Genomic DNA, 21273 nt, shown 5'->3' with positions numbered 1-21273 from the left:
GCCCGATAATCAGGAAGTGCGCCACCAGCCATGCAGAGTAAAATGTGCGGTCATTTTCAGATACCTCGTTGAGTGAACTTGCGTACTAGTTAACTAGTTCGATGGCGTAATGTCAACCCCCGGATTTCAGAATTTCACCACATACCGCTATTATGGCGGCGCAGATATTGAAGATGAGTGACGGGAGCCGCTTTGAGCGACACGAATTACGCAGTGATTTACGACTTACACAGCCACACCCAGGCCTCTGACGGCCTGCTTACGCCCGAAGATCTTGTCCATCGCGCCCATGAGATGCGCGTCGGTACGCTGGCAATCACCGATCACGATACCACCGAGGCCATTGCGGCCGCGCGGGCGGAAATTGCCCGCAGTGAATTGCCGCTTACACTGATAGCAGGCGTGGAAATTTCTACCGTCTGGGAAAATCATGAGATCCATATTGTCGGGCTGAATATCGATATTGAGAACCCGGCTATGCGCACGTTTCTGGATGAACAGAAGGCGCGTCGCGTGCTGCGCGCAGAACTGATCGCCGAAAGGCTGGATAAAGCCCATATTCCCGGTGCCTGGGAAGGCGCGCTGCGTCTGGCCAAAGGCGGCGCGGTGACCCGGGCGCACTTTGCCCGTTTTCTGGTTGAGGCCGGGAAGGCAAATAATATTGCGGATGTGTTTAAAAAATACCTTGCACGGGGGAAAACCGGATACGTTCCTCCCCAGTGGTGTACAATAGAACAAGCTATTGATGTCATTCATCATTCTGGCGGTAAGGCGGTGCTGGCCCATCCTGGGCGGTACGATCTTTCCGCCAAATGGCTGAAACGTCTGCTGGCCTACTTTGCCGAACACGGCGGGGACGCGATGGAAGTCGCGCAGTGTCAGCAGGCGCCCAACGAGCGCAGTCAACTGGCTGAGTATGCCCGCCAGTACGGCCTCCTTGGCTCCCAGGGTTCTGATTTTCATCAGCCTTGCCCCTGGATCGAGCTGGGACGCAAGCTCTGGTTACCCGCAGGCGTCGAGCCGGTGTGGCAACTCTGGGAGCAGCCAACGCCAATTGAAGAGAGGGAAGTATGAGCCAATTTTTTTATATCCATCCTGACAATCCGCAGCCGCGTTTGATTAATCAGGCCGTGGAGATCGTGCGTAAGGGCGGGGTTATCGTCTATCCAACCGATTCGGGTTACGCGCTGGGTTGTAAGATTGAAGACAAAAACGCGATGGAACGCATTTGCCGGATCCGTCACATCCCCAACGGGCATAACTTCACTCTGATGTGCCGCGATCTCTCTGAGTTATCGACCTACTCCTACGTGGATAACGTGGCGTTTCGCTTGATTAAAAATAACACCCCGGGCAACTACACCTTTATCCTTAAAGGGACGAAAGAGGTGCCGCGTCGCCTGCTACAGGAAAAACGCAAAACCATCGGGATGCGCGTACCGTCGAACCCGATTGCCCAGGCGCTGCTGGAGACCCTTGGCGAGCCGATGCTCTCGACCTCACTGATGCTGCCAGGTAGCGACTTTACCGAATCCGATCCGGATGAGATCAAAGACCGTCTGGAGAAGCAGGTGGAACTGATTATTCACGGCGGTTATCTCGGTCAACAGCCGACCACGGTGATCGATTTAACGGAAGATGCCCCGGTTGTGTTGCGTGAAGGGGTGGGGGACGTTAAACCTTTTCTGTAATGATGTAGTTTCCTTTCTTATGGGGCCATTTTATTAGCTTATATAATGGCCCTGATATTAACGCTTCGTTTCTTCCGCTCTGTATTAAAAATCTTATTATTATCTGAAAGTTATTCTTTTGCCGGAATAGTCTCATCCTGTCTGAATATGCGGATGTACGATAATAGAACACATATTTACAGATAAAGAGGATTATCTATGGCGTTACAAGGAACGTTAATTCTGAACGGGGCAGACTATGCGCCTTTTAATCTGTACGGCGTGGGTGTGTTTATGGCGCACTCGGGTAAAGGAATATGCCGTAACAATGGGGGGTGTCGAAATATTCCTGACAATGGCCCACTTCCTCCCGGCAAATACTGGATTGTGGATCGGCAGGAGGGGAACTGGTTTTCGCAAAAGAAACGCGAAATTATTGATTCAACCCGGAGAGCAATTAGTATCAGCGCATTTGGTAGATCGGATTGGTTTGCGTTGTGGCGAGATGATTGGGGAATCGACGATGAAACATGGATAGACGGTGTTAAGCGCGGTAGCTTCCGGCTGCATCCAGGCACTTCTTCAAAAGGCTGTATAACAATCGCTCATGCTTCTGATTTTGCAATGATTCATAATGCGCTTATGAATACATCTCTTGTTCAGGTGCCCTGTATGCGGTCGTTGATGGCGCGAGGATGGGTGGAGGTAGTAGCTGGTGACTATAAAAACATTTGTACGTAGGATAATTAAAACCATTTACTTTATTACACTATTTGTGGTTGTAGGCCGCATGATAGGTGATCCTGAACTCTGGATTAACGATAATGTGGCAACACGTATTGCTCATATTATTTATGGACCTGACGAAATTGGTGCAGATAATTTTTATGACCTTTATTTTTACATTCATATAATCACTATATTGCCTATCGTTATATTTATCTATGTTATAACAATGAAGTTACTCAAAAAATTAAGGAGCAAATAAAATGCCAATCCCTCCGTATATGTGGTTGAAAGACGATGGCGGCGCAGATATTAAAGGATCTGTTGACGTTGAAGATCGCGAAGGAAGTATAGAGATAATCGGGTTAAGTCACGGAATTAACCTGCCTGTAGACAGTGCCAACGGTAAAATTACCGGTACGCGCCAGCACTCCTCCATAATGATTGAAAAGGAAGTGGATAGCTCTACGCCCTACCTTTATAAAGCAGCATCTACAGGCCAGACGCTGAAAAGTGCGGAAATCAAGTTTTATCATATCAACGATGCCGGGCAGGAAGTCTGCTATTACACGGTGTTGATGGAAAACGTGAAGATCACCGGGGTTAATTGCGCTGTACCTAACGTTAAACTGTCGGGAAACGATAAAATGAACCACGTAGAAAGCATCAGTATCCAATATGAGAAGATCACCTGGCGCATAGTGGATGGCAACATTCAGCATACCGACGCCTGGAATGAACGCCCTACAGCATAACGAAATCTGACGGCCCCATCTGTACGAGAGAGCCGATCCGATGGGTTTGCTTCAGGTTATCCATGCCAGAACGCTGCTGCACAAAACTTGTTGAATCATTTAGTCTAAAATTCATGTAGTATGTGCGGCCATGAATCACTGGGTGTGACACATTGTCCGCCATTATGTGTACTATGAAAGAGTTGCAGATCAGTGAGTTAAGGTCTAACTAAACTTAACTCGTTGTTTTTGAAAGTATCCCAGACGCCTGTGAAGGCGACACCTGAAGGAAGCTCAATGAGCGAGAAATTACAGAAAGTGCTGGCCCGCGCCGGCCACGGTTCACGCCGTGAAATCGAAACCATTATCGAAGCAGGTCGTGTCAGTGTGGACGGTAAAATCGCCACCCTGGGTGACCGTGTGGAAATCGTGCCAGGCCTGAAAATTCGTATCGACGGCCACCTGATCTCGGTGAAAGAGTCTGCCGAGCAAATTTGCCGCGTGCTGGCCTATTACAAGCCGGAAGGCGAGCTTTGCACCCGTAACGATCCGGAAGGCCGTCCGACCGTGTTCGACCGCCTGCCAAAACTGCGCGGTGCGCGCTGGATCGCTGTAGGTCGTCTGGATGTGAACACCTGCGGTCTGTTGCTGTTCACCACCGACGGTGAGCTGGCAAACCGTCTGATGCACCCAAGCCGTGAAGTGGAGCGTGAATACGCGGTTCGCGTGTTTGGCGAAGTTGACGATAACAAAATCCGCGATCTGTCCCGCGGCGTACAGCTCGAAGATGGCCCGGCCGCCTTTAAAACCATCAAGTTTACCGGTGGTGAGGGCATTAACCAGTGGTACAACGTGACCCTGACCGAAGGCCGTAACCGCGAGGTGCGTCGTCTGTGGGAAGCCGTTGGCGTGCAGGTTAGCCGTCTGATCCGCGTGCGTTACGGTGACATCCTGCTGCCGAAAGGGCTGCCGCGTGGTGGCTATACCGAGCTGGATTTAACCCAGACCAACTACCTGCGTGAGCTGGTGCAGCTGACGCCGGAAACCACCTCGAAAGTGGCGGTGGAAAAAGATCGTCGTCGTATGAAAGCGAACCAGATCCGTCGGGCGGTCAAACGTCACAGCCAGGTCAGCGGCAATAATCGTCGCTCTGGCAGCCGTAACAACAACGGCTAAAAAACAAAACCCGGCATCGCCGGGTTTTTTCTTAATAGTCGATACCGATTTGCGCTTTAACGCCGGCATCAAAGGCATGTTTGACCGGGCGTAACTCGCTGACCGTATCCGCCATTTCCAGAATATCCCGATGACAGCCGCGTCCGGTGACGATCACCGTCTGGTGCGCCGGACGGTTGTTCAGCGCATCCACGACCTCCTGCAAGGGCAGGTAGTCGTAGGCCACCATGTAGGTGATCTCGTCCAGCAGCACCATGTTGAGCGCAGGGTCCGCCAGCATGCGTTTCGCCTGCTCCCAGACGGCCAGACAGGCGGCGGTGTCGGTATCGCGGTTCTGGGTATCCCAGGTAAACCCGGTCGCCATTACCTGAAACTCCACCCCGTGAGGCTCGAGCAGATTACGCTCGCCGTTCGGCCACTCTCCTTTGATGAACTGGATCACGCCCACCTTTTGTCCGTGACCGACGGCGCGGGTCGCCGTACCAAAGGCCGCAGTGGTTTTGCCTTTACCGTTGCCGGTGAAGACAATAATAATCCCGCGTTCATCCTGAGCTGCGGCAACGCGGGCGTCGACCTGTTCTTTCAGACGCTGCTGGCGCTGCTGATGACGTTCATCACTCATTGCGATATTCCTGGTTTACGGCCGGGTTGGGCATCAAAGGTCATGCCGGTTTTGCGGCGACTGTCGTCGCCCATCAGCCACAGATAGAGCGGCATGATGTCGGCAGGGGTTTTCAGTTTAAGCGGATCTTCCGTCGGGAACGCGCTGGCGCGCATACCGGTGCGCGTGCCGCCGGGGTTGATACAATTTACGCGCAGGTGGCGGCTTTGATACTCCTCCGCCAGCACCTGCATCATCCCTTCGGTGGCAAACTTCGAAGCGGCATAGGCGCCCCAGTTGGCTCGCCCCTGGCGCCCGACGCTGGATGAGGTGAATACCAGCGAGCCGGAATCGGACTGCAGTAATAAAGGAAGCAATGCCTGAGTGAGGAAAAAGGTGCCATTGACGTTCACCTGCATTACCTGCTGCCAGATCTCCGGGGTTTGCTCGTCCATCGGGCGCACTTCACCGAGAAAACCCGCATTATGTAATACCCCGTCCAGACGCGGATAATCCTCGGCGATACGCCGGGCAAGCTGCTGGCACTCCTCTGGGGTGCAGGTTAACAGGTCAAGCGTATATTCGTGCGTCGGTGCGCCACCCTCGCTGGCGATCGCCTGCGCCACGTCGTGCAGTTTTCCTTCATTACGTCCTAACAGAATGACGCGTGCGCCGTGGCGGGCGTAGGTCAGCGCCGCCTCACGGCCAATACCGTCGCTGGCGCCAGTGACCAGAATAATACGGTTTTGCAGTAGATCTTTTTTGGGTTGATAGTGCAAAGTCACTCCTCTGGCGCGCGTTGGCGCGGCCCATGCTGTGCGTTCTCTTTTCGGCTTTATGCCCGAAAGTGAACAGGATATCAATCAGTCATCCGGAGAGTTCACTGTAAAATTAACAATTTGCAAATATTTTTCCGTGAAATTCAAATTCCTGAAGACGCCTCGCAAGGGTATCGTCAGGTGCGAGACGCCTGGCGAAGGCTGTTGTACACTGGGTGTGAAAACAAGTGGTTAAACCAAGGTGGACGCGTGGAATTACTTTCTGAATACGGTTTATTTCTGGCCAAAATTGCAACGGTGGTGATTGCCATTGCGGTGATCGCCGTTCTGATTGTCAACCTGACGCAGCGCAAACGTCAGCGCGGCGAGTTGCGGATTACCCGGTTAAGCGAGCAGTACACGGAGATGCAGGAAGAGATGTCGGTGGCGTTGCTCGACGCGCATCAGCAAAAACTGTGGCACAAGGCGCAGAAGAAAAAGCACAAGCTTGACGCGAAAGCGGCTAAGCAAAAAGCAAAGCTGGAGCAGCGCCCGGAAGCGGCAAAACCGCGGGTTTATGTTCTGGATTTTAAAGGCAGCATGGATGCGCATGAGGTTACCTCCCTGCGCGAAGAGATCACCGCGGTGCTGGCAGTGGCCAGACCCGAAGACCAGGTTGTCCTGCGTCTCGAAAGTCCGGGTGGGGTGGTCCACGGTTACGGGCTGGCCTCCTCGCAGCTGCAACGCCTGCGCGACAAGCAGATCCCGTTGACGGTGGCGGTAGATAAGGTCGCCGCCAGCGGTGGTTATATGATGGCCTGCGTGGCCGATAAAATCGTCGCCGCACCTTTCTCTATTATTGGTTCGATTGGCGTAGTGGCGCAGATCCCCAACTTCAATCGTTTCCTGAAAAACAAAGACATTGACGTTGAGTTGCATACGGCGGGTCAGTACAAGCGCACCCTGACGCTGCTGGGCGAAAATACCGAAGAGGGTCGACAGAAATTCCGCGAAGATCTTAATGACACCCATCAGCTGTTTAAAAGCTTTGTGCAGCAGATGCGGCCAAAGCTTGATATCGAGCAGGTGGCGACCGGTGAACACTGGTACGGCACTCAGGCGCTGGATAAAGGGCTTGTGGACCAGGTGGGCACCAGCGACGATCTGCTGCTGGGGCTGATGGAGGACCGCGAGCTGGTCGGCGTGCGCTATACCCGGCGGAAAAAACTGATGGACCGGTTTACCAACAGCGCCGCAGAGAGTGCGGACCGACTGTTGCTACGCTGGCTGCAGCGTGGACAGAAACCCCTGCTATAAATAAAAACGCGAGGCCAGTGCCTCGCGTTTTGCATCAATCGACCAGGTGATACTTATCCGAGAGGGCATGGGCCAGGTATTTAAACATGTTAAATACCGCGGTGCTGCGTGGGGTAGGTAACCCCTGCTCATCGAGAAAGTAATCGCCGCTGAAGACCAGCACGCCATTACGCTGCTCCACACCTGTGGCTTCGATCCCTGCCAGAGTGTCGTCATGTTCACGAATGAGTTTATTTGCTTCGGCAAGCAAGGTTGCGCGGTCAATTGGTTGGGTAGTTTGCTGCATTATCCCCTCCTTAAACAGTGACATTAGTCTACGCCGCCGCGGTCCCGGGAGCAAATTTTCCCCGTTTTCAGGCATGCAGGGCAAGACGGACAGCGCTGGCGTGATTTGCTTTTGCATGCTAATAAAGTTGCGTAACGGATTTTATCAGGTAGAGTGTGCGCTTTCGTCATTCTGGCAATAGATTTGCTTGACATTCGACCTAAATCTCGTCGTGCAGTCACACCGGAGCGAGAAAAAGCCCGTAAACTCAACCACCTGGGTGAGGTCGTTTTTGGCGACTGGTCCGAAAGGGGGTTGATATCCACTGATGACGTCGTTATATAGATGTCTCGTCGCCAGTGGAAGGTGAACTCACGCGACGTATTCCTGGAAGAAACAAATTAGGTAAAGGTGAATATGGGTAAAGCTCTCGTTATCGTTGAGTCCCCGGCAAAAGCCAAAACGATCAATAAGTATCTGGGTAGCGACTACGTGGTTAAGTCCAGCGTCGGTCATATCCGCGATCTGCCGACCAGTGGCTCAGCCAAGAAGAGCGCCGACTCTACCTCCACCAAAGGGGCCAAAAAGCCTAAAAAGGATGAACGTAGCGCGCTCGTAAATCGCATGGGTGTTAACCCGTGGGATAGCTGGCAGGCACAGTACGAAGTGCTGCCGGGTAAAGAGAAAGTCGTCTCCGAGCTGAAACAGCTGGCGGAAAAAGCCGACCACATCTATCTCGCAACCGACCTTGACCGCGAAGGGGAGGCCATTGCATGGCACCTGCGGGAAGTGATCGGAGGGGATGACACCCGCTACAGCCGCGTGGTGTTTAACGAAATTACTAAAAACGCGATCCGTCAGGCCTTTGAAAAGCCGGGCGAGCTGAATATCGACCGCGTTAACGCTCAGCAGGCGCGCCGCTTTATGGACCGCGTCGTGGGTTACATGGTCTCTCCACTGCTGTGGAAAAAGATTGCCCGTGGCCTTTCAGCGGGCCGCGTCCAGTCTGTTGCCGTGCGTCTGGTGGTTGAACGTGAACGCGAAATCAAAGCGTTTGTGCCAGAAGAATTCTGGGAAATTGACGCCAGCGTGACCACGCTGGGCGGCGATACGCTGCCGCTGGAAGTGTCGCACCAGAACGATAAGCCGTTCCGCCCTGAAAACCGCGATCAGACGATGGCCGCGGTCGCGCTGCTGGAGAAAGCCCGCTATCAGGTGCTGGATCGTGAAGACAAACCGACCAGCAGTAAGCCGGGCGCGCCGTTTATCACCTCCACGCTGCAGCAGGCGGCAAGTACCCGACTGGGTTACGGCGTGAAGAAAACCATGATGATGGCTCAGCGTCTGTATGAAGCGGGTCACATTACCTACATGCGTACTGACTCCACCAACCTGAGCCAGGACGCAGTCAACATGGTGCGTGATTACATCGGCGATAACTTTGGTAAGAAGTATCTGCCGGAGAGCGCCAACCAGTACAACAGCAAGGAGAACTCTCAGGAAGCGCACGAAGCGATTCGTCCTTCTGACGTTGCTGTTCTGGCTGAATCCCTGAAGGATATGGAAGCCGACGCGCAGAAACTGTATCAGCTGATCTGGCGCCAGTTTGTCGCCTGTCAGATGACGCCTGCGCAATACGACTCCACTACGCTCACCGTCGGTGCGGGTGATTTCCGCCTGAAAGCGCGTGGTCGTATTCTGCGTTTCGATGGCTGGACCAAAGTAATGCCTGCGCTGCGTAAGGGTGATGAAGACAAAACCCTGCCAGCGGTCAACGCCGGGGATGAACTTTCCCTGGTTGAGCTGACGCCGGCTCAGCACTTCACCAAGCCACCGGCTCGCTTCAGCGAAGCCTCGCTGGTGAAAGAGCTGGAAAAACGCGGCATTGGTCGTCCGTCTACCTATGCGTCGATCATTTCGACCATTCAGGATCGCGGCTATGTGCGTACGGAAAACCGCCGTTTCTATGCAGAAAAAATGGGTGAAATTGTCACCGATCGTCTGGAAGCTAACTTCCGCGATCTGATGAACTACGACTTTACCGCGCAGATGGAAAACAGTCTTGACCAGGTGGCGAACCACGAAGCCGAGTGGAAGAAGGTGCTCGACAGTTTCTTCGGCGACTTCACCAACCAGCTGGAAAAAGCGGAAAAAGATCCTGAAGAGGGTGGCATGCAGCCGAACCAGATGGTGCTGACCAGCATCGACTGTCCGACCTGCGGCCGCAAAATGGGGATCCGTACCGCCACTACCGGCGTGTTCCTCGGCTGTTCAGGCTATGCCCTGTCGCCGAAAGAGCGCTGCAAAACCACCATCAACCTGGTGCCGGAAAACGAAGTGCTGAACGTGCTGGAAGGCGACGATGCGGAAACTAACGCATTACGCGCTAAGCGCCGCTGTAATAAGTGCGGCACAGCGATGGACAGCTACCTGATCGATCCGAAACGTAAACTGCACGTCTGCGGTAACAACCCGACCTGCGACGGTTACGAGATCGAAGAGGGTGAGTTCCGCATTAAAGGCTATGATGGTCCGATCGTGGAGTGTGAAAAATGTGGTTCTGAAATGCACCTGAAGATGGGGCGTTTTGGTAAGTACATGGCCTGCACCAACGATGACTGTAAAAATACGCGTAAGATCCTGCGTAACGGTGAAGTGGCACCGCCGAAGGAAGATCCGGTGCCGTTGCCGGAGCTGCCGTGCGAGAAGTCCGACGCTTACTTCGTCCTGCGTGACGGTGCGGCGGGCGTCTTCCTGGCGGCCAACACCTTCCCGAAATCACGTGAAACCCGTGCGCCGCTGGTGGAAGAGCTGTTCCGCTTCCGCGATCGCCTGGCTGAGAAGCTGCGCTATCTGGCCGATGCGCCACAGCAGGATCCTGAAGGTAATAAGACGATCGTGCGTTTTAGCCGTAAGACCAAGCAGCAGTATGTTGCTTCTGAGAAAGACGGTAAAGCGACCGGCTGGTCAGCATTTTATGTTGACGGAAAATGGGTTGAAGGCAAGAAATAAGCCTTAATTACCGTTACTTACCTTTGAAAGGGCCGGACTTCCGGCCCTTTTTTATTGGCGGGTTATTATTTTTTGTTACGGGCTATACAGCAATGATATAAATGATATAGTGGTTATAGTTAACCCTTTTCTTATTATCAAATCGTCTTAAGCGATTGCCCGTGTGCGCTCAATCGGATGGTCCGGCATGAAACTACAGCAGCTTCGCTATATCGTTGAGGTGGTCAACCACAACCTTAACGTCTCCTCGACCGCAGAAGGTCTTTATACCTCGCAACCCGGTATCAGTAAGCAGGTCCGTATGCTTGAAGATGAGCTGGGGATCCAGATTTTCGCCCGCAGCGGTAAACACCTCACTCAGGTTACGCCGGCGGGGCAGGAAATTATCCGTATTGCCCGCGAAGTGCTGTCGAAGGTCGATGCCATTAAATCCGTGGCGGGCGAGCACACATGGCCTGACAAAGGCTCCCTGTATATCGCCACAACCCACACCCAGGCGCGCTACGCTCTGCCGGGCGTGATTAAAGGCTTCATTGAGCGCTATCCTCGCGTTTCGTTGCATATGCATCAGGGCTCACCGACTCAGATTGCCGAAGCAGTATCTAAAGGCAATGCAGATTTCGCCATCGCCACCGAAGCGCTGCATCTTTACGACGATTTAGTGATGCTGCCTTGCTATCACTGGAACCGCTCGATTGTGGTGACGCCTGAACACCCGCTGGCGGCCAAAACCTCGGTATCGATCGAGGAACTCGCCCAGTATCCGCTGGTGACCTACACCTTTGGCTTTACCGGCCGTTCGGAACTGGACACCGCATTCAATCGCGCAGGCTTAACGCCACGGATCGTCTTTACCGCCACCGATGCCGACGTGATCAAGACCTACGTGCGGCTGGGGCTGGGGGTAGGGGTGATTGCCAGCATGGCGGTAGATCCGATAGCCGATCCCGATTTAGTCCGCCTGGATACCCAGGGCGTATTCGGCCACAGCACCACCAAAATTGGTTTCCGCCGCAGCACCTTCCTGCGCAGCTATATGTATGATTTTATTCAGCGATTCGCACCACATTTGACCCGCGACGTGGTGGATACGGCGGTTGCGCTGCGTTCTAATGAAGACATCGAAGCGATGTTTAAAGACATTAAGCTGCCAGAAAAATAATACCCTGCGGTATCTTTCCTGCGGGAAAGATACCGTTATTCCCGTTTGTAATCTGAATTAGAATCCTTCTCTTTTAACCATTCGTTTAACACAGTAACCATAGGGTTACAGCGCTTTGTGTCCGCGCCTGTCTCAAAAAGCCAACAAAAATAGAAAATAAATAGCCGCTACGCAAACTCCACGTTTCATTTATATATTTCCGCTCAAAAGATTAAATATTTCACCGTACAGGATTCGTAAATTCACTGGATTTTCAACTAAAGTTTCTTTAGGATTTATCTCAGTGATGATTACTTATACCAATTGTTTGGTAGCCAAATGATAAGCAAAGTCGATTGTACGAGGTTAGCAATGCCGTCAGGAAGTCATGAGCCGCAACGGGATCCAGGGCTCAAGCGCAAAGCCTGGCTGGCGGTATTTCTCGGTTCCACGCTGTTTTGGATCGTGGTGACGTTACTGGTCTGGAAATTCTGGGGTTAACTATGACGGTACAGGGGCGCAGTGAAGCAGTGAAACCTATGTGTCAGCAACGTGACACTCGCCGCAAAGTCCGTAAAGAAGTGACAAGCCAGGTTCCTGCTTCCTGGACGCTGTCGCCGCAGCAGCAAGCCTTCATCGATTCGTTCGCAGAAGACGATGCCAAAAAACAATAATTCTGCCGCTCAGGCGTAGTACATTAATAATCCGGTGCGCTTTTGTACTCTTTAATAAATACACTTCAGCAATACCGAACTGAGCCTGACTCAGCCGTAAACAAATAAATAAAGACGGGTGTCACAATGATGAATAATATATCCGGAGTCAAATACTGGTCGTGGATCGCCGCGTTCTCTCTGTCGATTCTCTTCTGGTCCCAGCTTATCTGGCTCTCCCTACACTGAAAAATAAAGCCTCGCTCAAGCGGGGCTTTTTCTTTTTGACCTCTCCTTTTCTCTGCAAATTTGTCCATTTGGGTTGTTATCAAATCGTTACGGTGACGATGTGTTATCTTTAATTACGGCCCTGATAAAGGTCAGGGTATCGCAATCCCGGTAATTAAGGAGGAGCTTATGTCGTTAACCTTACGCGAAGCCAGTAAGGACACACTGCAGGCCGAGAACAAAACCTATCACTACTACAGCCTGCCGCTGGCCGCCAGGGAGCTTGGGGACATCGACCGTTTACCCAAGTCGCTTAAAGTGTTACTGGAAAATCTCCTGCGCTGGCAGGATGAGGTCTCTGTCACCTCCGAAGACATCCACGCCCTCGCCGGGTGGCTGCAAAATGCCCATGCCGACCGGGAGATAGCCTATCGTCCGGCCAGGGTCCTGATGCAGGACTTTACCGGCGTTCCGGCGGTAGTCGATCTGGCGGCGATGCGCGAAGCCGTCAAACGTCTTGGCGGCGATACTGCCAAAGTGAATCCGCTTTCCCCTGTGGATCTGGTGATTGACCACTCGGTGACCGTGGACCACTTTGGTGACGATGAGGCGTTTGAAGAGAACGTACGCCTGGAGATGGAGCGTAACCACGAGCGTTATGTGTTTCTGAAATGGGGCCAGCAGGCCTTCAGCCGCTTCAGCGTTGTTCCACCCGGCACCGGCATCTGCCACCAGGTCAATCTCGAATACCTCGGCAAGGCGGTGTGGAGTGAACTGCAGGATAAAGAGTGGGTGGCCTACCCGGATACGCTGGTCGGCACCGACTCGCACACCACCATGATCAACGGCCTTGGCGTGCTGGGCTGGGGGGTAGGGGGAATCGAAGCCGAGGCCGCTATGCTCGGTCAGCCAGTGTCGATGCTGATCCCTGACGTGGTCGGTTTTAAGCTGACCGGCAAACTGCGTGAAGGCATCACCGCCACCGATTTGGTGCTCACCGTGACCCAGATGCTACGTAAGCACGGGGTGGTGGGCAAATTTGTTGAATTCTACGGTGACGGACTCGACTCACTGCCGCTGGCGGACCGGGCCACCATCGCCAACATGGCGCCGGAATACGGCGCGACCTGTGGCTTCTTCCCGATAGACGGCGTCACGCTGGAGTATATGCGCCTCAGCGGGCGCAGCAGCGAGCAGGTTGAGCTGGTTGAGGCCTATGCCAAAGCGCAAGGGATGTGGCGTAATCCGGGAGATGAACCGGTGTTTACCAGCACCCTGGCGCTGGATATGGGCGAGGTCGAAGCCAGCCTCGCCGGGCCGAAGCGTCCTCAGGATCGGGTCGCGCTGGGGGATGTGCCGAAGGCGTTTGCTGCCAGCAATGAACTGGAAGTTAATACCGCGCAGAAGGATCGTCGACCCATTGATTACGTCATGAACGGCCATCAGTATCAGCTTCCGGATGGCGCGGTAGCGATCGCGGCCATCACCTCCTGTACCAACACCTCAAACCCCAGCGTGCTGATGGCGGCGGGACTACTGGCGAAAAAAGCCGTTACGCTTGGCCTGAAACGCCAGCCGTGGGTAAAAGCCTCGCTGGCTCCGGGCTCCAAAGTGGTCTCCGATTACCTGGCCCAGGCCCGGCTGACGCCGTACCTGGATGAACTGGGTTTCAACCTGGTCGGCTACGGGTGTACCACCTGTATTGGTAACTCCGGGCCGCTACCGGAACCTATCGAGACGGCGATCAAGCAGGGGGATCTGACGGTCGGGGCGGTGCTCTCGGGCAACCGCAACTTCGAAGGCCGTATCCACCCGCTGGTGAAAACCAACTGGCTGGCCTCACCGCCGCTGGTGGTAGCCTATGCCCTGGCCGGGAATATGAATATTAACCTCGCGACCGAGCCGCTGGGGCACGACCGCAAAGGGGATCCGGTTTATCTGAAAGATATCTGGCCGTCAGCGCAGGAGATCGCCCTCGCGGTAGAAAAAGTCTCCACCGACATGTTCCGCAAGGAGTATGCCGAAGTGTTCGAAGGCACGGCGGAGTGGAAAAGCATTGAGGTGGCGCGCTCGGATACCTACAGCTGGCAGGATGATTCCACCTACATCCGCCTGTCGCCTTTCTTTGACGAGATGCTGGCGGAGCCTAAACCGCTGGAAGATATCCACGGCGCGCGCGTGCTGGCCATCCTCGGTGACTCGGTCACCACCGACCACATCTCTCCGGCGGGGAGCATTAAAGCGGATAGCCCGGCAGGGCGGTATCTGCAGAGTCGTGGCGTGGAGCGACGTGACTTCAACTCTTACGGGTCCCGTCGCGGTAACCATGAGGTGATGATGCGCGGCACCTTCGCCAATATACGCATCCGCAACGAGATGGTGCCTGGCGTTGAGGGCGGGATGACCCGACATCTGCCGGGCACGGAGGTGATCTCGATTTACGATGCTGCTATGAAGTATCAGCAGGAAGGTACGCCGCTGGCGGTGATCGCCGGGAAAGAGTACGGTTCCGGCTCCAGCCGTGACTGGGCAGCAAAAGGGCCACGGCTGCTTGGCGTACGCGTGGTGATCGCAGAGTCGTTTGAACGTATTCATCGTTCAAACCTGATCGGGATGGGGATTTTACCGCTGGAGTTCCCGCAGGGGACATCGCGTAAAACGCTGGGGCTGACCGGGGAGGAGCGTATTGATATTGCGGATCTGCAAAGTCTGACGCCTGGCGCCACCGTGCCGGTCAAGCTGACGCGAGCGGATGGACAAACCGAGGTGGTGGACTGCCGCTGCCGAATTGACACCGCTACCGAGCTGACCTACTACAAGAACGACGGTATCCTGCACTATGTGATCCGTAATATGCTGAATTAACACATAGTGACCAGCCCGGCGCGCATCGCGCTGCCGGGCTGTTTTTTTTTACTCGCTGAGCAGGTGTCCAAGCTTCGCCGCTTTGGTATCCAGATAGTGTTCGTTGTTCGGGTTACGGCCCACGATCAGCGGCACACGTTCAACGATGTTGATGCCGGCTTCGGTCAGGATCTCTACCTTACGAGGGTTATTGGTCAGCAAACGCACTTCATCCACGCCCAGCAGCTTGAACATATCGGCGCACAGGGTGAAATCACGCTCGTCTGCTGCAAAGCCTAACTGATGGTTCGCTTCCACGGTATCGTATCCCTGATCCTGCAGGGCATAGGCGCGGATCTTGTTCAGCAGGCCGATATTACGCCCCTCCTGGCGGTGATACAGCAGGATGCCGCGGCCTTCTTCCGCGATGTGCGACAGGGCGGCTTCCAGCTGAAAACCACAATCGCAGCGCAGGCTAAACAGGGCGTCACCCGTCAAACACTCGGAATGGACGCGAGCAAGCACTGGCGTCTGCCCGGAGGTATCCCCGAACACTAACGCAACGTGATCCTGCCCGGTTGCCAGTTCTTCAAAACCCACCATCAGGAAATCGCCCCAGGGGGTTGGCAGATTGGCTTCTGCCACACGTTTAAGCTGCATGTGATTCTCCAAAAAATGCTGACACGCCTTGTGTCTGTTGCCTGTTTGGCTGTCGGTATTGTCTTATTTTGCCACAAGCTCCACACGTTCACCTAATCACCGCCAGCTTAACGAACGTTAAACGCACAATCCGACATTTTTACGCAGCTCTCATTTTTCAGTTATGATTGTGAGGCTTATCGAAAAAAGGAGACGACATGCTTTCAATTGCCCGCCGTACGGCGGTTGGCGCAGGGATATTGCTTATTATGCCTGTGGCTGTATGGATGTCCGGCTGGCAGTGGCAGCCTGGCACGAACAGCGGATGGTTAAAGGCGCTGTTCTGGATCACGGAGACGGTCACACAACCCTGGGGCATTATTACGCACGCGCTGCTATGCGGCTGGTTTTTATGGTGCCTGCGTTTTCGTCTGCGGGCCGCCATCATGCTCTTTGCCATTCTTGCCGGCGTGATCCTTATCGGCCAGGGGCTTAAATCCTGGGTGAAAGATCGGGTTCAGGAGCCGCGTCCGTTTGTCGTCTGGCTGGAAAAAACTCACCATGTCCCGGTCAACGACTTCTACAATTTAAAGCGTAAAGAACGCGGTGAGCTGGTGAAAGAACAGCTTACTGAACAACAGGCTGTTCCGACATTTTTACGCAAACACTGGCAAAAAGAGACCGGATTTGCCTTCCCGTCCGGACACACGATGTTCGCCGCAAGCTGGGCATTGCTGGGGGTAGGGCTGCTGTGGCCGCGCCGGCGCACGCTGACCATCGCCTTCCTGCTGGTTTGGGCGACGGGGGTAATGGGCAGCCGCCTGCTGCTCGGCATGCACTGGCCGCGGGATCTGGTGGTTGCCACTCTGATGTCGTGGCTGCTGATCACCTGCGCCACCTGGCTTGCCCAGCGCGTTTGTGGTCCGCTCACGCCGCCGGCAGAAGAGAAGCGGGAAATAGCCGACAGGGACCAGGAAAGCTGACTGCGGTTGAAATTCTCATATTTAGCCGCAGATCCAGTCGTGGCGCGATGCTTTTTCCGTTTCGCGCCCGTCCTGAAAATGGTAGTTTATAAGGCTGGTTACGCTATGGTGAACACTCTTTATTCGCTCAAACCACATAACGGGAAGTAATGTGAAATATTTACTCATTTTCTTACTGGTGTTGGCGATTTTTGTCATTTCCGTCACATTAGGTGCGCAAAACGATCAACAGGTAACGTTCAATTATCTGCTGGCGCAAGGCGAATATCGGATTTCCAGCCTGCTGGCGGTACTCTTTGCGGCAGGATTTGCGATCGGCTGGCTTATTTGCGGCCTGTTCTGGCTAAAAGTTCGGGTTTCACTTGCCCGCGCCGAGCGTAAAATTAAACGTCTTGAATACCAAATTGCGCCCACGACCGACGTTCCGGTAAGTTCAGGTGTGCCGGTAGCGAAGGAATAATCGAAGATGCTGGAGTTGTTGTTTCTGCTTTTGCCTGTAGCCGCAGCCTATGGCTGGTATATGGGCCGCAGAAGTGCGCAACAAACAAAACAGGATGAAGCCAACCGTCTTTCACGCGACTATGTCGCCGGGGTTAACTTCCTTCTGAGCAACCAACAGGATAAAGCGGTAGACCTGTTCCTTGAGATGTTGAAAGAGGATACCGGCACCGTTGAGGCCCACCTTACTCTCGGCAATCTGTTCCGTTCCCGGGGCGAAGTTGATCGCGCCATCCGCATCCACCAGACCTTAATGGAAAGCGCCTCATTAACCTATGAGCAGCGCCTGCTGGCCGTACAGCAGTTGGGACGCGACTACATGGCGGCAGGGTTGTACGATCGCGCCGAAGAGATGTTCAATCAGCTGGTGGATGAAACCGATTTTCGCATCAGCGCTCTGCAACAACTCCTGCAAATTTACCAGGCCACCAGCGAATGGCAGAAAGCGATTGACGTTGCGGAACGTCTGGTGAAGCTGGGTAAAGACAAACAGCGCGTAGAAATCGCCCATTTCTATTGCGAACTCGCCCTGCAGCAGATGGGCAATGAAGACATGGACAAAGCCATGGCGCTTCTCCGGAAGGGCGCTGCCGCGGATCGCAGCAGCGCGCGCGTCTCTATCATGATGGGGCGCGTGTACATGGCGAAAGGCGATTACCAGAAAGCGGTAGAGAGCCTGCTGCGGGTCATCGACCAGGATAAAGAGCTGGTCAGCGAAACCCTGGAGATGCTGCAAACCTGCTATCAGCAACTGGATATGGTCGAAGAGTGGGTGGCCTTCCTGCGGCGTTGCGTGGAAGAGAACACCGGGGCCTATGCCGAGCTGATGCTAGCGGATGTCGTCCAGGAGCACGAGGGCAGCGACACCGCGCAGATTTACATCACCCGCCTGCTGCAGCGTCATCCCACCATGCGCGTGTTTCACAAGCTGATGGATTACCACCTCAACGATGCGGAAGAGGGGCGCGCCAAAGAGAGCCTGATGGTGCTGCGCGACATGGTCGGCGAGCAGATCCGCAGCAAGCCGCGCTATCGCTGCCAGAAGTGCGGTTTTACTGCCTACACCTTGTACTGGCACTGTCCGTCGTGTCGCGCCTGGTCAACCATTAAGCCGATTCGTGGCCTCGATGGGCAGTAATTTTTAAAAAAATCCTTTTTTAGTTACAACATACTGTTGGCGCCTTTTCAGTCTGAACGGTGCGCGCTGCAGTCTGGCAGGAATGAAAATGGAACCTGTTCATTTTCGTGATGCACAGGTAGAATGCACGCCGTTTAACATTCCCGCGCCGATGCGGCGCCCATCGACGAGAAGGTCCGGTCATGACGTCTGTAGCTCCCTCTTCATCCCGCGCAGTTACTGAATCTCCTGTTGTTGTCGCTCTGGATTACAACAATCGCGATAACGCGCTTGCGTTCGTTGATCGTATTGACCCGCGCGACTGCCGCCTGAAAATCGGCAAAGAGATGTTTACGCTCTTTGGCCCGCAAATTGTGCGTGACATGCAGCAGCGCGGTTTTGATGTCTTTCTGGATCTGAAATTCCACGATATTCCTAACACCACTGCCCATGCGGTAGCGGCTGCTGCCGAGCTGGGCGTCTGGATGGTTAACGTGCACGCCTCAGGCGGTGCGCGGATGATGACCGCAGCTCGTGAAGCTCTCCAGCCCTTTGGCAAAGACGCGCCGTTACTGATTGCGGTTACCGTGTTGACCAGCATGGAGTCCAGCGACCTGCTGGATCTTGGCGTGACACTGTCACCAGCAGAGCATGCCGAGCGTCTGGCGCGCCTGACGCACAGCTGTGGGTTGGACGGGGTGGTTTGCTCAGCTCAGGAAGCCGTGCGCTTCAAAAGCGCTATTGGCCAGGACTTTAAGCTGGTAACGCCAGGTATTCGTCCTCAGGGCAGCGATGCCGGCGACCAGCGCCGCATTATGACCCCGGAGCAGGCGCTGGCGGCGGGCGTAGACTATATGGTTATTGGTCGTCCGGTAACCCAATCTGCTGACCCGGCACAAACTCTGAAAGCCATCAACGCATCACTTCACAAGGGGGCGTAATGCGCGATAACAACAGTCGCTTGGTCTATTCGACCGACACCGGGCGCATAGATGAACCGAAAGAGGTAGCTGAGCGTCCGAAAGGCGACGGCATTGTACGAATTCAACGCCAGACCAGCGGGCGTAAAGGAAAGGGCGTATGCCTGGTGACCGGCATTGATGCTGACGATGCCACCCTGGCAGCCATTGCCGCTGAACTGAAGAAAAAATGCGGTTGCGGCGGGGCAGTTAAGGATGGCGTAATTGAGATCCAGGGCGACAAGCGGGATCTGATTAAATCCCTGCTGGAAGCAAAAGGGATGAAAGTGAAATTAGCGGGCGGTTGACGCGTGCCAGAAACAAATAAGCCACGGTCGAGACCGTGGCTTATTATTTTTATTTTGAGATAGCGCCAGAAACAAAAGGGCATTATCAAATGACTGCGGTGGAAATCGGTTAGTTATTTAACCTGATGACCGATGATACCACCCACTGCGGCACCACCCAGGGTCCCCAGCGTGCTTCCGTCAGTTAAGACGGAACCACCGATTGCGCCTGCACCCGCACCAATCGCGGTATTACGGTCTTGTCTGCTCATGCCGGAGCATGCGCTCAGGGACAATGCCAGCGTAACGGCCAGCATAGCAGCGGATAATTTTTTGCTGTTAATAGACATAACTCATTCTCCTGAAGTAGTGGTCCACGGAAATAACTCTGCTTAATTAAGTGTAAAACTCTTAAGCGTGTTTTCCATGAAACTGTTCGCGCAGGCGTTACAAAATCACGCAGGTGATAGTCACTTCCTGTTATATCGCTAACATTAATTTTACGTCTTTATCACTGATCCAACAGGTAAATAGTCTTAAAGGCTGCGTCAGAATAATCTCAGAGCGAAAGGGCAGGTAAACGCCCGGCGAACCGGGCGTTGGAGGGGAGTCAGGCTGGCTTTTTCACGATATCGACGATGAGCCCGTCGTGCTGCAGTTTCTCGCTGTGGGCCGCTTTGATGCCTTCGTCAGTAATAACCCGGCTGAAGCGGGAGACCGGGCCCATGGTGTAGGGATGCACCGCGCCAAATTTGGTGCTGTCGGTCAGCACAATAGCCTCACCGCCTTTTTCAAGCACCGCATTGACCACGTCTGAACGCATCATATCCCGCCCGGTAAAGCCGGTTTCAGGTTGCCAGCCATCGATGCCGATAAAGGCCTTGCTGAAATGAACCTGCTGAACATACTGACGTGTAAGAGGGCCAACCATGCTTTCGCTTTTTTTCTGATAGATTCCGCCCAACAAAATGACTTCGCTGCGCGTCTCTTTCAGAAGATGAGCAATGTAGCTGCTCACCGTCACGATGGTGACTTCCTCTTTCTGCTCGGCCAGGGTACGCGCCAGCAGGGCATTACAGCTGCCGTTCTCGATAAACAACGTTTCGCCGTTGTTGACCAGAGAAGCGGCAAACTCCGCCAGTTCACGTTTCAGGGCATAGTTGTTCATCATGCGCGTTTCGACATCTTCGCTGTCGAGCGGCACGGCATAGCCATGCGCGCGGCGCAGATAGCTCATTTTTTCCAGAAGATTGAGATCCTGGCGGATGGTGACTTCAGACACGCCGGTACTTTTAGCCAGATCAACGACGCTCACACGTCCTGTGTCGATCACCATCTGTAATATTATTTGTTGTCGGGAATTCATAGCATCCATATTAAAACGGCTGAGCCGTTAGTTGAAAACTGACATAACCACGGGAGCTGCTGCGACCCTTAAACTTCCCACGGCGATTTAGGCTGTGCGGCGTCGCCGTTTTTCTGCGCGCCCGCCTGGGTCAGTAATTCTGATTTTAATATCTCGAGATTACGCAGAGCAGAGTTCACATCACCTGCAACCAGAATATCCAGCACAGTATCAATACGTTGGGCAACTTTCAGTGCATCGATATCAGACATAATCTCATCCCTAAATGAAAAGTGAATAAATTCAATGATGCAGAAATT

At 53.9% G+C, this 21273-nt stretch carries 25 protein-coding genes and 1 other annotated feature (1 of these 26 running past the window's edge); of the genes, 17 read left to right on the top strand and 8 right to left on the bottom strand.

All coding sequences use genetic code 11. From position 1 onward, the window contains the following. Positions 1-33, bottom strand: a sequence feature (Trp leader region) (it extends 62 nt beyond the left edge of the window). After that, a complete protein-coding gene (gene trpL / locus GNG27_RS23880; protein ID WP_106993556.1) occupies positions 10-54 on the bottom strand; it encodes a trp operon leader peptide in 45 nt (14 codons plus the stop codon). (Overlaps the previous feature by 24 nt.) A 138-nt stretch (positions 55-192) precedes the next feature. Here trpL and rnm point away from each other — a divergent pair, with 138 nt between their 5' ends. The 5 genes from rnm to rluB all read left to right on the top strand — a co-directional run bounded on the left by rnm (position 193) and on the right by rluB (position 4306). Further along, entirely contained in the window at positions 193-1074 is an 882-nt protein-coding gene (gene rnm / locus GNG27_RS13140) for an RNase AM (RefSeq protein ID WP_142489814.1), read from the top strand. After that, complete coding sequence (locus tag GNG27_RS13135) at positions 1071-1691, top strand: L-threonylcarbamoyladenylate synthase (protein WP_142489813.1); 621 nt, start codon at positions 1071-1073, stop codon at positions 1689-1691. Before rnm ends, GNG27_RS13135 begins: the two co-directional genes overlap by 4 nt. A gap of 198 nt (positions 1692-1889) precedes the next feature. Then, a complete protein-coding gene (locus GNG27_RS13130) occupies positions 1890-2411 on the top strand; it encodes a DUF2778 domain-containing protein (protein ID WP_156263963.1) in 522 nt (173 codons plus the stop codon). Positions 2412-2659: 248 nt separating this feature from the next. Next, positions 2660-3151 carry a type VI secretion system tube protein TssD gene (locus tag GNG27_RS13125; protein WP_156263962.1) on the top strand — a complete coding sequence of 164 codons (492 nt, stop codon included), beginning with the start codon at positions 2660-2662 and terminating at the stop codon, positions 3149-3151. A gap of 276 nt (positions 3152-3427) precedes the next feature. Then, complete coding sequence (gene rluB, locus GNG27_RS13120; RefSeq protein WP_142489810.1) at positions 3428-4306, top strand: 23S rRNA pseudouridine(2605) synthase RluB; 879 nt, start codon at positions 3428-3430, stop codon at positions 4304-4306. 31 nt (positions 4307-4337) lie between these two features. On the opposite strand, the gene cobO is transcribed toward rluB, so the two are convergent. Together cobO and GNG27_RS13110 are read right to left on the bottom strand one after the other, a co-directional pair. Next, complete coding sequence (gene cobO, locus GNG27_RS13115; protein ID WP_156263961.1) at positions 4338-4928, bottom strand: cob(I)yrinic acid a,c-diamide adenosyltransferase; 591 nt, start codon at positions 4926-4928, stop codon at positions 4338-4340. Next, complete coding sequence (locus tag GNG27_RS13110) at positions 4925-5686, bottom strand: YciK family oxidoreductase (protein WP_142489808.1); 762 nt, start codon at positions 5684-5686, stop codon at positions 4925-4927. Before GNG27_RS13110 ends, cobO begins: the two co-directional genes overlap by 4 nt. A gap of 249 nt (positions 5687-5935) precedes the next feature. Here GNG27_RS13110 and sohB point away from each other — a divergent pair, with 249 nt between their 5' ends. Then, the gene (sohB, locus tag GNG27_RS13105; protein ID WP_156263960.1) at positions 5936-6982 is read left to right on the top strand and encodes a protease SohB; all 1047 of its coding nucleotides are present in this window, start codon (positions 5936-5938) and stop codon (positions 6980-6982) included. A 34-nt stretch (positions 6983-7016) separates the two neighbouring features. On the opposite strand, the gene GNG27_RS13100 is transcribed toward sohB, so the two are convergent. Further along, on the bottom strand, positions 7017-7268 hold the full coding sequence (locus GNG27_RS13100) for a YciN family protein (protein ID WP_142489806.1): 252 nt from the start codon (positions 7266-7268) through the stop codon (positions 7017-7019). Between the two features lie 396 nt (positions 7269-7664). Between GNG27_RS13100 and topA the strand changes: the two genes are divergently transcribed. The 6 genes from topA to acnA all read left to right on the top strand — a co-directional run bounded on the left by topA (position 7665) and on the right by acnA (position 15146). Beyond that, complete coding sequence (gene topA / locus GNG27_RS13095) at positions 7665-10259, top strand: type I DNA topoisomerase (RefSeq protein WP_156263959.1); 2595 nt, start codon at positions 7665-7667, stop codon at positions 10257-10259. A gap of 187 nt (positions 10260-10446) precedes the next feature. After that, positions 10447-11421, top strand: coding sequence for an HTH-type transcriptional regulator CysB (cysB, locus tag GNG27_RS13090; protein WP_106993152.1), 975 nt, complete (start codon positions 10447-10449; stop codon positions 11419-11421). A gap of 318 nt (positions 11422-11739) precedes the next feature. Beyond that, positions 11740-11901 (top strand): YmiA family putative membrane protein, encoded by a 162-nt coding sequence (locus GNG27_RS13085; RefSeq protein WP_156263958.1) that lies wholly within the window; start codon positions 11740-11742, stop codon positions 11899-11901. A 2-nt stretch (positions 11902-11903) separates the two neighbouring features. Further along, positions 11904-12074, top strand: a complete 171-nt coding sequence (locus GNG27_RS23515; RefSeq protein ID WP_197090526.1) for a hypothetical protein — start codon at positions 11904-11906, stop codon at positions 12072-12074. A 126-nt stretch (positions 12075-12200) separates the two neighbouring features. Then, positions 12201-12302 (top strand): small membrane protein YmiC, encoded by a 102-nt coding sequence (gene ymiC, locus GNG27_RS23715; protein WP_231312181.1) that lies wholly within the window; start codon positions 12201-12203, stop codon positions 12300-12302. A 168-nt stretch (positions 12303-12470) separates the two neighbouring features. Continuing rightward, positions 12471-15146 (top strand): aconitate hydratase AcnA, encoded by a 2676-nt coding sequence (gene acnA, locus GNG27_RS13080; protein ID WP_156263957.1) that lies wholly within the window; start codon positions 12471-12473, stop codon positions 15144-15146. Between the two features lie 48 nt (positions 15147-15194). Here the strand turns inward: acnA and ribA are convergent, their stop codons facing one another. Further along, positions 15195-15785: a GTP cyclohydrolase II gene (ribA, locus tag GNG27_RS13075; protein ID WP_106993149.1), complete on the bottom strand. Its 591-nt coding sequence runs from the start codon at positions 15783-15785 to the stop codon at positions 15195-15197. Between the two features lie 197 nt (positions 15786-15982). Here ribA and pgpB point away from each other — a divergent pair, with 197 nt between their 5' ends. From pgpB to yciH, 5 genes are all read left to right on the top strand, one after another. Further along, on the top strand, positions 15983-16747 hold the full coding sequence (gene pgpB, locus GNG27_RS13070; RefSeq protein ID WP_156263956.1) for a phosphatidylglycerophosphatase B: 765 nt from the start codon (positions 15983-15985) through the stop codon (positions 16745-16747). 151 nt (positions 16748-16898) lie between these two features. After that, positions 16899-17207 carry a LapA family protein gene (locus GNG27_RS13065; protein ID WP_106993147.1) on the top strand — a complete coding sequence of 103 codons (309 nt, stop codon included), beginning with the start codon at positions 16899-16901 and terminating at the stop codon, positions 17205-17207. A 6-nt stretch (positions 17208-17213) separates the two neighbouring features. Next, positions 17214-18383 (top strand): lipopolysaccharide assembly protein LapB, encoded by a 1170-nt coding sequence (gene lapB / locus GNG27_RS13060; protein WP_156263955.1) that lies wholly within the window; start codon positions 17214-17216, stop codon positions 18381-18383. A 182-nt stretch (positions 18384-18565) separates the two neighbouring features. Beyond that, positions 18566-19303, top strand: coding sequence for an orotidine-5'-phosphate decarboxylase (pyrF, locus tag GNG27_RS13055; RefSeq protein ID WP_156263954.1), 738 nt, complete (start codon positions 18566-18568; stop codon positions 19301-19303). Further along, positions 19303-19629: a stress response translation initiation inhibitor YciH gene (gene yciH, locus GNG27_RS13050; protein WP_156263953.1), complete on the top strand. Its 327-nt coding sequence runs from the start codon at positions 19303-19305 to the stop codon at positions 19627-19629. Before pyrF ends, yciH begins: the two co-directional genes overlap by 1 nt. Positions 19630-19742: 113 nt before the next feature. Here the strand turns inward: yciH and osmB are convergent, their stop codons facing one another. The 3 genes from osmB to GNG27_RS13035 all read right to left on the bottom strand — a co-directional run bounded on the left by osmB (position 19743) and on the right by GNG27_RS13035 (position 21225). Beyond that, the gene (osmB, locus tag GNG27_RS13045) at positions 19743-19958 is read right to left on the bottom strand and encodes an osmotically-inducible lipoprotein OsmB (protein ID WP_106993143.1); all 216 of its coding nucleotides are present in this window, start codon (positions 19956-19958) and stop codon (positions 19743-19745) included. 260 nt (positions 19959-20218) lie between these two features. Beyond that, positions 20219-20974: a DNA-binding transcriptional regulator YciT gene (locus tag GNG27_RS13040; RefSeq protein ID WP_156263952.1), complete on the bottom strand. Its 756-nt coding sequence runs from the start codon at positions 20972-20974 to the stop codon at positions 20219-20221. A 68-nt stretch (positions 20975-21042) separates the two neighbouring features. Then, on the bottom strand, positions 21043-21225 hold the full coding sequence (locus tag GNG27_RS13035; RefSeq protein ID WP_106993141.1) for a hypothetical protein: 183 nt from the start codon (positions 21223-21225) through the stop codon (positions 21043-21045). Positions 21226-21273 lie beyond the last annotated feature (48 nt).

This window comes from Leclercia sp. 119287 (genome assembly GCF_009734485.1).
Classification (GTDB): Bacteria; Pseudomonadota; Gammaproteobacteria; order Enterobacterales; family Enterobacteriaceae; genus Enterobacter; species Enterobacter adecarboxylatus_C.
The sequence above is the reverse complement of the archived record's forward strand: the minus strand, read 5'-3'. Positions and strand labels throughout refer to the sequence as shown.

Coding starts and splice junctions, on each gene's coding strand:
- GNG27_RS13130 (WP_156263963.1), top strand. CDS start 1,890: ATGGCGTTACAAGGAACGTTAATTCTGAACGGGGCAGACTATGCGCCT.
- cysB (WP_106993152.1), top strand. CDS start 10,447: ATGAAACTACAGCAGCTTCGCTATATCGTTGAGGTGGTCAACCACAAC.
- pgpB (WP_156263956.1), top strand. CDS start 15,983: ATGCTTTCAATTGCCCGCCGTACGGCGGTTGGCGCAGGGATATTGCTT.
- GNG27_RS13125 (WP_156263962.1), top strand. CDS start 2,660: ATGCCAATCCCTCCGTATATGTGGTTGAAAGACGATGGCGGCGCAGAT.
- ribA (WP_106993149.1), bottom strand. CDS start 15,785: ATGCAGCTTAAACGTGTGGCAGAAGCCAATCTGCCAACCCCCTGGGGC.
- GNG27_RS23515 (WP_197090526.1), top strand. CDS start 11,904: ATGACGGTACAGGGGCGCAGTGAAGCAGTGAAACCTATGTGTCAGCAA.
- ymiC (WP_231312181.1), top strand. CDS start 12,201: ATGATGAATAATATATCCGGAGTCAAATACTGGTCGTGGATCGCCGCG.
- GNG27_RS13100 (WP_142489806.1), bottom strand. CDS start 7,268: ATGCAGCAAACTACCCAACCAATTGACCGCGCAACCTTGCTTGCCGAA.
- yciH (WP_156263953.1), top strand. CDS start 19,303: ATGCGCGATAACAACAGTCGCTTGGTCTATTCGACCGACACCGGGCGC.
- acnA (WP_156263957.1), top strand. CDS start 12,471: ATGTCGTTAACCTTACGCGAAGCCAGTAAGGACACACTGCAGGCCGAG.
- GNG27_RS13035 (WP_106993141.1), bottom strand. CDS start 21,225: ATGTCTGATATCGATGCACTGAAAGTTGCCCAACGTATTGATACTGTG.
- rluB (WP_142489810.1), top strand. CDS start 3,428: ATGAGCGAGAAATTACAGAAAGTGCTGGCCCGCGCCGGCCACGGTTCA.
- topA (WP_156263959.1), top strand. CDS start 7,665: ATGGGTAAAGCTCTCGTTATCGTTGAGTCCCCGGCAAAAGCCAAAACG.
- GNG27_RS13040 (WP_156263952.1), bottom strand. CDS start 20,974: ATGAATTCCCGACAACAAATAATATTACAGATGGTGATCGACACAGGA.
- osmB (WP_106993143.1), bottom strand. CDS start 19,958: ATGTCTATTAACAGCAAAAAATTATCCGCTGCTATGCTGGCCGTTACG.
- lapB (WP_156263955.1), top strand. CDS start 17,214: ATGCTGGAGTTGTTGTTTCTGCTTTTGCCTGTAGCCGCAGCCTATGGC.
- GNG27_RS13135 (WP_142489813.1), top strand. CDS start 1,071: ATGAGCCAATTTTTTTATATCCATCCTGACAATCCGCAGCCGCGTTTG.
- pyrF (WP_156263954.1), top strand. CDS start 18,566: ATGACGTCTGTAGCTCCCTCTTCATCCCGCGCAGTTACTGAATCTCCT.
- GNG27_RS13085 (WP_156263958.1), top strand. CDS start 11,740: ATGATAAGCAAAGTCGATTGTACGAGGTTAGCAATGCCGTCAGGAAGT.
- cobO (WP_156263961.1), bottom strand. CDS start 4,928: ATGAGTGATGAACGTCATCAGCAGCGCCAGCAGCGTCTGAAAGAACAG.